This window comes from Pseudomonas violetae (assembly GCF_023072615.1).
GTDB classification, from domain to species: Bacteria; Pseudomonadota; Gammaproteobacteria; order Pseudomonadales; family Pseudomonadaceae; genus Aquipseudomonas; species Aquipseudomonas violetae.
Genome location: NZ_JAKNRW010000007.1, coordinates 112,174 through 125,715 on the forward strand (window position 1 = coordinate 112,174; position 13,542 = coordinate 125,715).

General features: G+C 59.9%; 11 protein-coding genes. 10 read left to right on the forward strand and 1 reads right to left on the reverse strand.

The annotated features are described in order from the left end of the window. Window positions 1–82 precede the first annotated feature (82 nt). Window positions 83–835, reverse strand: coding sequence for a ComF family protein (locus tag L9059_RS11950; protein WP_247291086.1), 753 nt, complete (start codon window positions 833–835; stop codon window positions 83–85). A gap of 89 nt (window positions 836–924) precedes the next feature. On the opposite strand from L9059_RS11950, the gene bioB reads away from it, so the two are divergent. The 10 genes from bioB to L9059_RS12000 all read left to right on the forward strand — a co-directional run bounded on the left by bioB (window position 925) and on the right by L9059_RS12000 (window position 13,392). Further along, the gene (bioB, locus tag L9059_RS11955; RefSeq protein WP_247291088.1) at window positions 925–1,980 is read left to right on the forward strand and encodes a biotin synthase BioB; all 1,056 of its coding nucleotides are present in this window, start codon (window positions 925–927) and stop codon (window positions 1,978–1,980) included. Between the two features lie 169 nt (window positions 1,981–2,149). Then, entirely contained in the window at window positions 2,150–3,328 is a 1,179-nt protein-coding gene (bioF, locus tag L9059_RS11960) for an 8-amino-7-oxononanoate synthase (RefSeq protein WP_247291091.1), read from the forward strand. Then, window positions 3,321–4,052: an alpha/beta fold hydrolase gene (locus L9059_RS11965; RefSeq protein WP_247291093.1), complete on the forward strand. Its 732-nt coding sequence runs from the start codon at window positions 3,321–3,323 to the stop codon at window positions 4,050–4,052. The genes bioF and L9059_RS11965 overlap by 8 nt, the downstream gene beginning before the upstream one ends. Further along, on the forward strand, window positions 4,045–4,857 hold the full coding sequence (gene bioC, locus L9059_RS11970) for a malonyl-ACP O-methyltransferase BioC (protein WP_247291095.1): 813 nt from the start codon (window positions 4,045–4,047) through the stop codon (window positions 4,855–4,857). The genes L9059_RS11965 and bioC overlap by 8 nt, the downstream gene beginning before the upstream one ends. After that, on the forward strand, window positions 4,854–5,534 hold the full coding sequence (bioD, locus tag L9059_RS11975; RefSeq protein WP_247291097.1) for a dethiobiotin synthase: 681 nt from the start codon (window positions 4,854–4,856) through the stop codon (window positions 5,532–5,534). Before bioC ends, bioD begins: the two co-directional genes overlap by 4 nt. Window positions 5,535–5,641: 107 nt before the next feature. Further along, a complete protein-coding gene (locus tag L9059_RS11980; protein ID WP_247291099.1) occupies window positions 5,642–5,938 on the forward strand; it encodes a pyrroloquinoline quinone biosynthesis protein PqqE in 297 nt (98 codons plus the stop codon). 277 nt (window positions 5,939–6,215) lie between these two features. Then, window positions 6,216–8,021: a phenylacyl-CoA dehydrogenase gene (locus L9059_RS11985; RefSeq protein ID WP_247291101.1), complete on the forward strand. Its 1,806-nt coding sequence runs from the start codon at window positions 6,216–6,218 to the stop codon at window positions 8,019–8,021. A gap of 229 nt (window positions 8,022–8,250) precedes the next feature. Then, window positions 8,251–9,540 carry a GGDEF domain-containing protein gene (locus L9059_RS11990; protein ID WP_247291103.1) on the forward strand — a complete coding sequence of 430 codons (1,290 nt, stop codon included), beginning with the start codon at window positions 8,251–8,253 and terminating at the stop codon, window positions 9,538–9,540. Between the two features lie 90 nt (window positions 9,541–9,630). Then, window positions 9,631–11,427 (forward strand): acyl-CoA dehydrogenase C-terminal domain-containing protein, encoded by a 1,797-nt coding sequence (locus tag L9059_RS11995; RefSeq protein ID WP_247291104.1) that lies wholly within the window; start codon window positions 9,631–9,633, stop codon window positions 11,425–11,427. Between the two features lie 186 nt (window positions 11,428–11,613). Then, a complete protein-coding gene (locus L9059_RS12000; protein ID WP_247291105.1) occupies window positions 11,614–13,392 on the forward strand; it encodes an acyl-CoA dehydrogenase C-terminal domain-containing protein in 1,779 nt (592 codons plus the stop codon). Window positions 13,393–13,542: the final 150 nt, after the last annotated feature.

Sequence of the window (13,542 nt, forward strand, 5' to 3'; positions counted from 1 at the left end):
TGGCGATGAGCAGGACGTTGGCGGCTTGGCGCGTGCTAGTCAAGCCAGGGTATTCTCGATTCTTGTAGGCGCGAGCTTGCTCTTACAAGGTTTTGGGCGTGTTATCACCGGGTTTTGGTGTGCGCGCCAGACAATAGACATCGATCCTTGCAGCGCCGGCGGCCATCAACAAACGCGCTAACGCCTGGGCGGTAGCGCCGGTCGTCAGCACGTCGTCGACCAGTGCCAGGTGACGCCCCTTGATCGATGCATTGGGCGTCAGGTCGAAAGCGTCATGCAGGTTCTTTTTCCGGGCATCAGCCTTAAGGTCCTGCTGCGCACGGGTGTCCTGAATCCGCCGGACCAACTTCTCGTCACACGGAATTTCAAGCATTTGAGCAAGCCAGCGAGCCAGCATCGCCGCCTGGTTGAAGCCCCGTTGGCGCAAACGGCGGGTGGCCATGGGGACCGGCACCAGGGCGTCGGGCCGCGGCATGTGTTCGTCGAAGCGATGCTGCAGGAATTGCGCGAGAAGTTCGCCGAGCAGGCGGCCATATGGCCACTTCGCGCTGTGTTTGAAGCGTGTGATCAGGCTGTCGATCGGAAAACCGTAGAGCCAGGGCACGGCGACCTGTTCGAACGCCGGCGGTTGCTTCAGGCACTGCCCGCAGGTCATGCCTGGCGCGGACAGGGGCAGTGCACAGGTCTGGCACTGATCGCCCAGCCATGGGAGGTCGGTTTCGCAGGCCATGCAGATCGGCGCTGGCTCTTCGACTTCTTCCTGACACAGCAAGCAGGGCTGTTTGTTTTTTAACCAGATGTAAACCGTTCCATCGTAACGTGGTTGACAGTGCATCGATCTTCCTTAAATATGCCGAACATCCGTGTCGCGCCTGTGGTTATTCCATAACCGGCGCCTGCCAAGCATAAAACAAGGAAACGCCCATGAGCGCCAGCACCACTGCAAACCTGCGTCATGATTGGTCTTTGGCCGAAGTCAGAGCACTCTTCGTGCAGCCATTCAATGACCTGCTGTTCCAGGCGCAGACGGTGCACCGCGCGCATTTCGACGCCAATCGCGTCCAGGTTTCCACCTTGCTATCGATCAAGACGGGCGCCTGCCCGGAAGATTGCAAATATTGTCCGCAGTCGGGTCACTACAACACCGGGCTGGAAAAAGAAAAGCTGATGGAAGTGCAGAAGGTCCTCGAAGAGGCCGCTCGCGCCAAGGCCATCGGGTCGACGAGGTTCTGCATGGGCGCGGCCTGGAAGCATCCTTCGGCCAAGGACATGCCCTATGTGCTGGAGATGGTCAAAGGTGTGAAAGCCATGGGCCTGGAAACCTGCATGACCCTCGGTCGCCTCGATCAGGACCAGACCCAGGCGCTGGCCCAGGCTGGCCTGGACTATTACAACCACAACCTCGACACGTCGCCGGAGTTCTACGCCAGCATCATCACCACCCGCACCTACGGCGAGCGCCTGCAAACCCTGGCCTATGTGCGTGATTCTGGGATGAAGATCTGTTCCGGCGGAATCCTGGGTATGGGCGAGTCCCTCGATGACCGCGCCAACCTGCTGATCCAACTGGCCAACCTGCCGGAGCATCCGGAGTCAGTGCCGATCAACATGCTGGTGAAAGTCGCCGGCACACCACTGGAAAATGCCGAAGACATCGATCCGTTCGACTTCATCCGCATGCTGGCGGTTGCGCGCATTCTCATGCCGCAGTCCCACGTGCGCCTGTCCGCTGGTCGTGAGGCGATGAACGAGCAGATGCAGGCCCTGGCATTTTTCGCCGGCGCCAACTCGATTTTCTATGGCGACAAACTGCTGACCACCGCCAACCCGCAGGCTGACAAGGACATGCAGCTGTTCTCGCGCCTGGGAATCCTGCCGGAAGCGCGTGAAGAGCATGCAGACGAGGTACACCAGGCGGCGATCGAACAGGCGTTGGTGGAGCAGAAGAGCAGCGAGCAGTTCTACAACGCGGCTGTTTGAAGATCCCGCTGCCGCTGACTGGAATACAAACCCTGTGGGAGTGAGCCTGCTCGCGATACGTTAGACCAGTCGACATCGATATTGAGTGTTCTGGCCTCATCGCGAGCAGGCTCGCTCCCACAGGGAGTGTGCTCACATTGTTTTTTGTGATTTAACCTCCGAGGCCTGCATGTCTTTTGATCTCTCCGCACGCCTTGCTGCCCGTCGTGCCGAAAACCTCTATCGCCAGCGCCCGCTGCTCGAAAGCCCCCAAGGCCCGCAAGTGGTGGTAGACGGCCAGCCGTTGCTCGCCTTCTGCAATAACGACTACCTTGGCCTGGCTAATCACCCGCAAGTGATCGAAGCCTGGCGCGCTGGCGCTTCGAAGTGGGGCGTGGGTGGCGGGGCTTCACATCTGGTGATCGGTCATAGCGGGCCACACCACGCATTGGAAGAAGCCTTGGCTGACCTGACCGGTCGCCCCCGCGCCTTGTTGTTCACTACGGGTTACATGGCCAATCTCGGCGCGGTGACCGCGTTGGTGGGGCAGGGCGATACAGTTCTCCAGGATCGGCTCAATCACGCGTCATTATTGGACGCCGGCCTGCTGTCTGGCGCGCGCTTTAATCGTTACCTGCATAACGACGCGACAAGCCTGGCCAAGCGACTCGAAAAAGCCACTGGCAATACCCTGGTGGTCACCGACGGTGTGTTCAGCATGGACGGCGATATCGCCGACCTGCCCGCCCTGGCTCGTGAGACCCGGGCCAAAGGCGCGTGGTTGATGGTCGACGATGCCCACGGTTTTGGGCCGCTGGGTGCAAACGGCGGAGGGGTAGTCGAGCATTTTGGTCTGAGCCAGGACGATGTTCCGGTGCTGGTGGGCACGCTGGGCAAGGCCTTCGGCACGGCGGGAGCCTTTGTCGCCGGCAGCGAAGAGCTGATCGAAAGCCTGATCCAGTTTGCGCGCCCTTATATCTACACCACTAGTCAGCCGCCAGCCCTGGCGTGCGCAACCCTGAAAAGCCTCGAATTGTTGCGCCGCGAGCACTGGCGGCGTGAACACCTGAAGACGTTGATCGGCCAGTTCCGCCACGGTGCGCAGCAGATCGGCCTGGAGTTGATGGACAGCTTCACGCCGATCCAGCCGATCATGATCGGCGATGCCGGTCGCGCGGTTCGCCTGTCGCAAATGCTGCGCGAGCGCGGCCTGATGGTGACCGCAATCCGCCCGCCCACTGTGCCTGCCGCAAGCGCCCGGTTGCGGGTGACCTTGACCGCTGCGCACAGCGAAGCGCAGGTGCAGCTATTGTTAAACGCACTGGCAGATTGTTTTCAACAATTGGGAGCTGAGCCAAGCCATGCGTAATCGACTGATTCTGCTGCCAGGCTGGGGGCTGGGGATTTCGCCGCTGGAGCCATTGTCGGTCGCTTTGCACGGGCTGGATGAACACCTGCGTGTCGAGATCGAACCGCTGCCGGAGCTGGAATCGAGTGACCTCGAAGACTGGCTGGATGAACTCGACTCGACCATACCTCAAGACGCATGGCTGGGCGGCTGGTCGCTGGGCGGCATGCTGGCAGCCGAATTGGCGGCCAGACGCGGTGATCGCTGCTGCGGTCTGTTGACGCTGGCGAGCAATCCTTCGTTCGTCGCCCATGAACAATGGCCCAGCGCGATGCCTGGTGAGACCTTCGATGCTTTTTTGGCCGGTTGTCGCGATGATCCGCGAATGACCCTCAAGCGTTTTTCCTTGCTGTGCGCCCAGGGCGCCGAGGATTCCCGCGGTCTGTCGCGGCTGTTGCTGGGAGGTGCACCACACAGCTCGCCAGAGGTCTTGATGAGCGGCCTGGAGCTGCTCGCGCAACTGGATACCCGCCAGGCGTTGCAGGCCTTTCGCGGTCCGCAGTTGCACCTGTTCGCCGGCCTGGACGGGCTGGTGCCTGCTGAAGCTGCAGGCGAGTTACTGGCGTTGCTGCCGGATGTGGAAATCGGCCTGATTGAACGGGCCGGTCACGCGTTTCTACTGGAGGACCCGCACGGAGTGGCCGGGGCCATCCAGGCCTTTTTGCATGAGTGCGGCGATGACTGATCTGTCCCTTCCCAACCTGTGCGGCGGTTTGCCGGACAAGCGCCAAGTGGCGGCCTCCTTTTCCAGGGCGGCAGGCACCTACGACAGCGTGGCCGAATTGCAGCGCGATGTCGGCAGCCAGTTACTGAGTCGCTTGCCTGAAGATTTTTCACCTGATCGTTGGCTCGACCTGGGCTGTGGCACTGGCTATTTCAGTCGTGCGCTGGGCGAGCGCTTTACGGGCGCGCAGGGCGTGGCCCTGGACATCGCCCAGGGCATGCTCACTTACGCTCGGCCTCTGGGTGGCGCTACCCACTTCGTTGCCGGGGACGCGGAGTGCCTGCCGCTGCAGGATGCGAGCTGTGACCTGATTTTTTCCAGCTTGGCAGTGCAGTGGTGCTCGGACTTCGCCTCGGTGCTCAGTGAAGCCCGGCGGGTGCTGAAACCGGGAGGCGTTTTCGCGTTTGCTAGTCTATGTGTGGGCACGTTGTTTGAGTTGCGTGATAGTTGGCGCAGGGTGGATGGCCTGGTGCATGTCAATCGCTTCCGCGAACTGGGTATCTATCAGCATTTGTGCGCGGACAGTGGCTTGCGTGTGGCAAGCCTGCAAACCTGTGCGCATGTGCTGCATTACCCGGATGTACGCAGTCTGACCCATGAACTCAAGGCGTTGGGTGCACATAACCTCAATCCTGGACGGCCCGGTGGTTTGACCGGTCGTGCGCGGATCCTCGGCTTGATCGAGGCTTATGAGCAGTTTCGTCAGGCCGAAGGTCTGCCGGCGACTTATCAAGTGGTCTACGCGGTGCTGGAGAAACCTTTATGAGCGCAGCCTATTTCATCACCGGTACGGACACCGATGTGGGCAAGACCACCGTAGCCGCTGGCTTGCTGCATGCCGCGCGGTCGGCGGGCATGAGCACGGCAGCGGGTAAACCGGTGGCCTCCGGCTGCGATGTGACGCCCAAGGGGTTGCGCAATGCCGATGCACTGGCATTGCTCGCGCAATGTTCCTTGCCGTTGAAATATGTGCAGGTCAATCCAGTCGCGTTCGAGCCCGCCATTGCCCCGCATCTGGCCGCCCGGGAAGCTGGCGTGGCGTTGACAGTGCAATCGCTGCTCATTCCGATGCAGCATATTCTGGACATGCAGGCGGACTTCACCTTGATCGAAGGGGCCGGCGGTTGGCGGGTGCCCTTGGCGGACCAGGACAACCTGTCGGACCTGGCGAAAGCGCTCAACCTGCCGGTGATCCTGGTGGTGGGCGTGCGCCTGGGCTGCATCAATCACGCACTTTTGACCGCAGAAGCGGTCGCCCGCGATGGTTTGCAGCTGGCGGGCTGGGTGGCCAATATCATCGATCCGAAGACCTCGCGCCTGGAGGAAAATCTCGCGACACTGGCCGAGCGGATCCCGGCGCCTTGCCTCGGCCGGGTACCAAAACTCAAACTGGTGAGCGCTGAAGCCGTGGCCGAGCATCTGCAGCTGGATCTGCTGGACTAGTTTTTGTCTATGACAAGGCACTGTGCCATTAGTGTTTTTGTCGGGTCTTTTCTTGGCAGGTCTGCTTCAATGAGGGTTGTTGATCCTTCACAAGGACGAGTTCTGCGATGGAAATCTCAGGTAACAGCGCTTTTTATGCCGGTCTGGGCACAGTTCAGGCCGGGCAGAACCGTATAGACCAGGCTGCCGGGCAAATTGCCAATAACAGCCTTGAACGGTCGGCCCTCAGTCAGTCTTCCGAAATCCAGGCCGGTCGCCTGCGTTCGGTCGATAGCAGTCAGCAGTCCGATCTGGCCAGCAACCTGATCGAAATGTCCCAAGGCAGGCTTCAAGCCGAGCTGGGCGTGAAAGTGGCCAAGGCTTCCGATGAAGTGCTCGGTACGTTGATCGACACTTACGCCTGAATCCATCCTTGCTGAACAACCTTGACGCCGCGCCTGTTCGCGGCGTTTTTGTACGTAAGTCCTTCTTGTTCAACTAATCTTTCTTATAGCCCGCTTCGATCTGCCAGCGGCCGGGTACGGCTGCGTGTTGAAAACGCCGAAGCCTTGATGACGAACGGCAAAAGATCGGCGCTTGACAAGATTTGGTCGTAAACGTATGTTTCAAACAACTGTTTGACCGCCATAACAAATCAAGGCGGTTGTTCATCCCCGGTTACATCAGCAGAGGTTTATCGCTATGCCTGACTACAAGGCCCCCTTGCGTGATATTCGCTTCGTTCGTGACGAGCTGCTCGGCTATGAAGCGCACTATTCGAGCCTTCCGGCTTGTGCAGACGCAACTCCGGACATGGTTGACGCCATTCTCGAAGAAGGCGCCAAGTTTTGTGAGCAGGTATTGGCTCCGCTGAACCGCGTGGGTGACACCGAAGGCTGCACCTGGAGCGAGTCCGGCGTTAAGACCCCGACTGGCTTCAAAGAGGCTTACAAGCAATTCGTTGAAGGCGGCTGGCCGAGCCTGGCTCACGATCTGGAGCACGGTGGGCAAGGCTTGCCGGAGTCCCTGGGGCTGGCAGTTAGCGAAATGGTCGGCGAAGCCAACTGGTCGTGGGGCATGTACCCTGGCCTTTCACACGGTGCGATGAATACCATTTCCGAGCACGGCACGCCTGAGCAGCAAGAGGCATACCTGACCAAGCTGGTATCCGGCGAGTGGACCGGCACCATGTGCCTGACCGAACCACACTGCGGTACCGACTTGGGCATGCTGCGCACCAAGGCCGAACCTCAGGCCGACGGCTCCTACAAAGTCTCCGGCACCAAGATCTTCATTTCGGCTGGCGAACACGACATGGCCGACAACATCGTCCATATCGTGCTGGCACGCCTGCCGGATGCGCCGGCTGGCACCAAGGGCATTTCGCTGTTCATCGTTCCAAAGTTCATGCCGAACGCCGATGGTTCGATCGGTGCCCGCAACGCCGTGAGCTGTGGTTCCCTGGAACACAAGATGGGCATCCACGGTAACGCCACTTGCGTGATGAACTTCGACGCGGCCACCGGTTTCCTGATCGGCCCGGCGAACAAGGGCCTGAACTGCATGTTCACCTTTATGAACACCGCACGTCTGGGTACCGCGCTGCAAGGTCTGGCACACGCCGAGATCGGCTTCCAGGGCGGCTTGAAATACGCTCGCGATCGCCTGCAGATGCGTTCGCTGACTGGCCCGAAAGCGCCGGAAAAAGCCGCTGACCCGATCATCGTGCACCCTGATGTACGTCGCATGCTGTTGACCATGAAGGCCTTCGCTGAAGGTAACCGGGCAATGGTTTACTTCACTGCCAAACAGGTCGACATCGTCAAATACGGCGTGGACGAAGAAGAGAAAAAGAAAGCCGACGCACTGCTGGCGTTCATGACTCCGATTGCCAAGGCCTTCATGACTGAAGTCGGTTTCGAATCCGCCAACCACGGCGTACAAATCTACGGCGGCCACGGCTTCATCGCCGAGTGGGGCATGGAGCAGAACGTTCGCGACAGTCGCATTTCGATGCTGTACGAAGGCACCACCGGCATCCAGGCACTCGACCTGCTGGGCCGCAAAGTGCTGATGACCCAAGGCGAAGCCCTGAAAGGGTTCACCAAGATCGTTCACAAGTTCTGCCAGACCAACGAAGGCAACGAAGCTGTTCAGGAGTTCGTCACCCCGTTGGCTGCGCTGAACAAAGAGTGGGGCGAGTTGACCATGAAGGTCGGCATGGCCGCCATGAAGGACCGCGAAGAAGTCGGCGCGGCCTCGGTGGATTACCTGATGTACTCCGGTTACGCCTGCCTGGCCTACTTCTGGGCTGACATGGCGCGCCTGGCTGCCGAGAAACTGGCTGCCGGCACTTCCGAAGAGGCGTTCTACACCGCCAAGCTGCAGACTGCGCGCTTCTACTTCCAGCGCATTCTGCCGCGTACTCGCACTCACGTGGCAACCATGCTGTCGGGTGCTGGCAACCTGATGGACATGAAAGAAGAGAACTTCGCACTGGGCTACTAAGCCTCGGGCAGGTACGACAAAACCGCTGCTTCCTCGGGAGCAGCGGTTTTTTTACGCCTGTCATTTACCGGGAGTAGCCAGGGACACATAAATATTTGCCCCGGCCCATCAAGAAATGTCTCTCTTGGGCCGTTAAAGAAGGTGGCCATATGACATCTCTTTCCGGGCTGTGTTTTACTGCGACTGTTCGCGCGCACTGCCATCAACCTTAGCAGGCTGGAACCTACCCTTGCCGCGTTCTTCCTCTGTACGTCTCAGCCATTTCCTGCCTTCATTGCTACTGTTGCTTGCGGGGCTCGCGGCTGCCTACATCAAGGATCTCAACGTCTTTTTCACTTCGTTGTTCAATGTGCTGCCAACCCTGGTGCTGCTGCTGGGCGGCGCCTATTGCGCGGTTTATCGGCGTCAGCGCGAATTGTTCCTGATGCTGACGGTGTACATCGCCTACTACCTGCTCGACACCCAGACCGATTATTACCGCGACAACGGCAAGGTGCGTGAGGATGCTGCGGTGGTTTTTCATCTGTGCTGCCTGTTACTGCCGCTGATGTTTGCAGTATTTGCCGCCTGGCAGGAGCGCACCCATTTGTTCCAGGACATGGTGGCGCGGTTCGCGGTGTTGCTGGCCGTTGGCAGTGTCGCGCTGGCGCTGGAGCAAAGTTATCCCCAGGCCTTGCTGACGTGGCTGGCGGGAATTCGCTGGCCCGCCCTGCATGGTGCGTGGATGAGCCTGATCCAGTTGGCCTATCCGGTGTTCATCGCGGCTTTCCTGCTGCTGGCGTGGCAATACTGGCGTCACCCCAGGCCCCTGCATGCAGCGCAATTGGTCGGCCTGATCGGCCTGTTCTGGATGTTGCCGAAGACGTTCATCCTGCCGCTCACCCTGAACATCATGTGCAGCCAGGTGATGCTGATGATCGCGGCAGCGGTGGCCCATGAAGCCTATCAGATGGCCTTTCGCGATGAACTCACCGGACTCCCCGGCCGGCGCGCCCTGAATGAGCGCATGCAACGCCTGGGGCGCAATTATGTGCTGGCGATGAGCGACGTCGATCACTTCAAGAAATTCAACGATACCCATGGCCACGATGTCGGCGATCAGGTGCTACGGCTGGTGGCCAGCAAGCTGTCCAAGGTCGGCGGTGGTGGGCGTGCGTATCGTTATGGCGGAGAGGAGTTTGCCCTGGTGTTCGCCGCAAAGACCCTGGATGAATGTTTGCCGCACCTGGAGCTCATTCGCGAATCCATCGCCACTTACGCGATCCATCTGCGTCACCAGGACAGCCGTCCCCAGGATGATCAGCAAGGACGCCAGCGGCGCGCGGGAGCAAGCGCATCGAGTGTGTCGGTGACAGTCAGCATCGGCGTGGCCGAACGGCTGGAGCAGCGAACGCCGGAGCGCGTGCTCAAGTCGGCGGACGAAGCGCTCTACAGCGCCAAGGCTGCCGGGCGAAACTGTGTGGTGGCCTTCGGGCAGAACCGCCGTGGCGCAGTGCGTATGGACGCCGCTGCGGATTGAGTGATGATGGCGCATTCAGCGTCTGGAGTGTGATTGTCCGACGCCTTCGGCGGCAGTAGCTTGGAATCATCTGCTGCCGGAGAAATGACCATGCCCGAGTACAAAGCTCCCCTGCGCGACATGCGCTTCCTGATCGACCACGTGTTCGACTTTCACAGCAACTACGCGGCCCTCGGCGCCACTGACGCTAGCCCGGACATGGTCAGTGCGATCCTCGAAGAGGGCGCGAAATTCTGCGAGAACGTACTCGCACCACTCAACCGCAGCGGCGACGAAGAAGGCTGCCATTTCGATAATGGGGTCGTCACTACGCCGGTGGGCTTCAAGCAGGCCTTCGCGCAATACGTTGAAGGTGGCTGGCATGGCCTGGCGGCTGATCCGGCATACGGCGGCCAGGGTCTGCCCAGTTCCCTGGGGCTGGTGATCAGCGAGATGGTTGGTTCCAGCAACACGTCCTGGGGCATGTACCCGGGGCTGACCCACGGCGCAATGTCGGCCATTCACGCCCATGGCACTGAAGAGCAGAAACAGACCTACCTGAGTAAACTCACGGCCGGCCAGTGGACCGGCACCATGTGCCTGACCGAAGCCCATTGCGGCACGGACTTGGGCATCATCAAGACCCGCGCCGTGCCGGCAGGCGATGGCAGCTATGCGATCTCCGGCAGCAAGATCTTCATCTCGGCCGGCGAGCATGACCTGAGTGACAACATTATTCACTTGGTACTGGCAAAACTGCCGGATGCGCCGGCCGGCACCAAAGGTATCTCGCTGTTTATCGTGCCTAAGTTCCTGCCCGATACCCAGGGCGAAGCCGGCGAGCGCAACGGTGTTTCCTGCGGTTCGATTGAGCACAAGATGGGCATCAAGGCCTCGGCCACCTGCGTGCTGAACTTTGACGGCGCCACGGGTTACCTGATCGGTGAACCGAACAAGGGCCTCAACTGCATGTTCACCATGATGAACCACGCACGTCTTGGCACCGGAATGCAGGGGTTGTGCCTGGGGGAGGCGAGTTTTCAGGGCGCGATCAAGTACGCCAATGATCGCCTGCAGATGCGTGCGCTGACCGGGCCGAAGGCTCCGGACAAACCCGCCGATCCGATTATCGTGCACCCCGATGTGCGCCGCATGTTGCTGACCATGAAAGCCTTCAACGAAGGCAATCGGGCACTCACCTATTTCACCGCGCAGTTGCTGGATGTGGCGCACTTGAGCCCGGATGCAGCAGTGCGACAGGACGCCGAGGACTTGCTGGCGTTCCTGACACCCATTTGCAAAGCCTTTATGACCGATACCGGCCTTGAAGTGACCAACCTCGGCATGCAGGTGTACGGCGGCCATGGGTTTATCCGCGAATGGGGCATGGAGCAGCTGGTGCGGGACTGCCGCATTGCGCCGATCTATGAAGGCACCAACGGCATCCAGGCGCTGGACCTGCTGGGGCGCAAAGTGCTCGGCAGCCAGGGCACGTTGCTGCGGGGCTTTACCAAGATCGTGCACAAGTTCTGCGCCGCCAATGCCGCTCATCCGCAACTGTCCAGCTACGTGGCGCAGCTCAACGATCTGAACCGGCAATGGGGCGAGGTGACGACCCAGGTGGGCATGGCCGCAATGAAAAACCCGGACGAAGTCGGCGCCGCCTCTGTGGATTACTTGATGTACAGCGGCTACATCATCCTTGGCTATCTGTGGCTGCGCATGGCCCTGGTTGCTCAGGCGCAGTTGGACGAGGGTGGTGCTGATGTCGATTACTACCGGGCTAAACTGGCCACCAGCGAGTTCTACTTCAAGCGCCTGCTCCCACGAACAGCCGCTCATCGGGCGGCAATCGAGGCGGGTAGCGATTGCCTGATGAAGTTGCCGGCGGAGTTGTTTGCGCTATAAGTCATAAAGATCGCAGCCTTCGGCAGCTCCTGCAGGGCAGGCGGTGGTTGCGATGTTTCTGTTAGTGACTAAAAATTACAAACAAGTCACAAGTAGACCCTATGTGTCGTAAAAGTTGTTGAGGTACACTCGATTCAACCGAAATATTTTCTGTGAATCAACTGTACTGATCCTGCGAGGTTTGCCATGGCTGACTACAAAGCGCCCCTGCGCGATATGCGCTTCGTCCTCAATGAAGTGTTCGAGGTCGCCAAACTTTGGGCCGAGTTGCCTGCGCTGGCCGACACCGTCGACGCGCAAACCGTAGAGGCCATTCTCGAGGAAGCCGGCAAGGTCACCAGCAAAAGTATCGCACCGCTCAGTCGCACGGCCGACGAAGAAGGTTGCCATTGGGCGGACGGTGCCGTGACCACGCCGGCAGGCTTCCCGCAGGCTTATCAGACTTACGCCGAAGGCGGTTGGGTCGGTGTTGGTGGTGATCCGGCCTACGGTGGCATGGGCATGCCCAAGGCGGTATCGGCTCAGGTCGAAGAGATGGTCAACTCCGCGAGCCTGTCTTTCGGCCTGTATCCGATGCTGACGGCTGGTGCCTGCCTGTCGATCAATGCTCACGCCAGCGAAGAGCTCAAAGCTGCCTACCTGCCGAACATGTACGCCGGGATCTGGGCAGGCTCGATGTGCCTGACCGAACCGCACGCCGGTACTGACCTGGGAATTATCCGCACCAAGGCAGAGCCTCAGGCCGATGGTTCCTACAAAGTCAGCGGCACCAAGATTTTCATCACCGGTGGCGAACACGACCTGACCGAGAACATCATCCATCTAGTACTGGCCAAACTGCCAGACGCACCCGCAGGGCCGAAGGGCATTTCGCTGTTTCTGGTGCCCAAGTTCATGGTCAATGCCGATGGCAGCCTGGGCGCGCGCAACCCGGCAAACTGCGGATCAATCGAACACAAGATGGGCATCCAGGCGTCCGCGACCTGCGTGATGAACTTCGACGAAGCCGTGGGTTATCTGGTCGGCGAGCCGAACAAAGGCCTGGCGGCTATGTTCACCATGATGAACTACGAGCGCCTGGGCGTCGGCATTCAAGGGCTGGCCACGGGCGAGCGCTCCTACCAGAACGCCATTGAATACGCTCGCGACCGGCTGCAGAGCCGCTCGCCGACCGGCGCTCAGAACAAGGACAAAGTGGCGGACCCGATCATTGTCCACCCGGACGTGCGGCGCATGTTGCTGACCATGAAAGCCTCGAACGAAGGCGGCCGTGCATTCTCCACCTACGTGGCCATGCAACTCGACACCGCCAAGTTCAGCGAAGACGCCACCACCCGCAAGCGTGCAGAAGACCTGGTGGCGCTGTTGACCCCGGTCGCCAAGGCGTTCCTGACCGACTTGGGTCTGGAGACTACCGTGCACGGCCAGCAAATCTTTGGCGGCCATGGTTACATTCGCGAATGGGGCCAGGAGCAACTGGTGCGTGACGTGCGCATCACCCAGATCTACGAAGGCACCAACGGCATCCAGGCGTTGGACCTGGTCGGCCGCAAGATCGTTGGCAATGGCGGGGCGTTTTACAACCTGTTCACTGACGAGATCCGTCACTTCACCGCGACAGCGAGCGTCGACCTGGCGGAGTTCACCAAGCCGCTCAACGATGCCGTGACGACACTCGACGAACTGACTGCCTGGCTGCTGGACTGTGCCAGAAACAACCCGAATGAAATTGGCGCCGCGTCGGTCGAGTACCTGCAGGCCTTTGGTTATGTTGCCTACGCCTATATGTGGGCGCTCATGGCCAAGGCCGCGTTCGGCAAGGAAACCCAGGACGATTTCTACGCAAGCAAACTGGGCACCGCGCGGTTTTACTTCGCGCGCCTGCTGCCGCGTATTCATTCGTTGAGCGCTTCGGTAAAGGCGGGCAGCGAGTCGCTGTTCCTGCTGGATGCAGCACAATTTTAAAGATGTAACGCTATGTAAGCATTTGCTTACACGACGTGCTGTCGATCTGCCCTATGCGAAAATTGGATCCAGAGCTAATCTACTTCACATGGACGTCGCGCAGGAAGCGCAAAGCAACAACACGGACACGTAGGATTCTGCCAGGATGGC

Bases quoted from the DNA above. Each gene is read 5' to 3' on its own strand.
- L9059_RS11950 (WP_247291086.1), bottom strand. From the start codon at position 835: ATGCACTGTCAACCACGTTACGATGGAACGGTTTACATCTGGTTAAAA.
- bioB (WP_247291088.1), top strand. From the start codon at position 925: ATGAGCGCCAGCACCACTGCAAACCTGCGTCATGATTGGTCTTTGGCC.
- bioF (WP_247291091.1), top strand. From the start codon at position 2,150: ATGTCTTTTGATCTCTCCGCACGCCTTGCTGCCCGTCGTGCCGAAAAC.
- L9059_RS11965 (WP_247291093.1), top strand. From the start codon at position 3,321: ATGCGTAATCGACTGATTCTGCTGCCAGGCTGGGGGCTGGGGATTTCG.
- bioC (WP_247291095.1), top strand. From the start codon at position 4,045: ATGACTGATCTGTCCCTTCCCAACCTGTGCGGCGGTTTGCCGGACAAG.
- bioD (WP_247291097.1), top strand. From the start codon at position 4,854: ATGAGCGCAGCCTATTTCATCACCGGTACGGACACCGATGTGGGCAAG.
- L9059_RS11980 (WP_247291099.1), top strand. From the start codon at position 5,642: ATGGAAATCTCAGGTAACAGCGCTTTTTATGCCGGTCTGGGCACAGTT.
- L9059_RS11985 (WP_247291101.1), top strand. From the start codon at position 6,216: ATGCCTGACTACAAGGCCCCCTTGCGTGATATTCGCTTCGTTCGTGAC.
- L9059_RS11995 (WP_247291104.1), top strand. From the start codon at position 9,631: ATGCCCGAGTACAAAGCTCCCCTGCGCGACATGCGCTTCCTGATCGAC.
- L9059_RS12000 (WP_247291105.1), top strand. From the start codon at position 11,614: ATGGCTGACTACAAAGCGCCCCTGCGCGATATGCGCTTCGTCCTCAAT.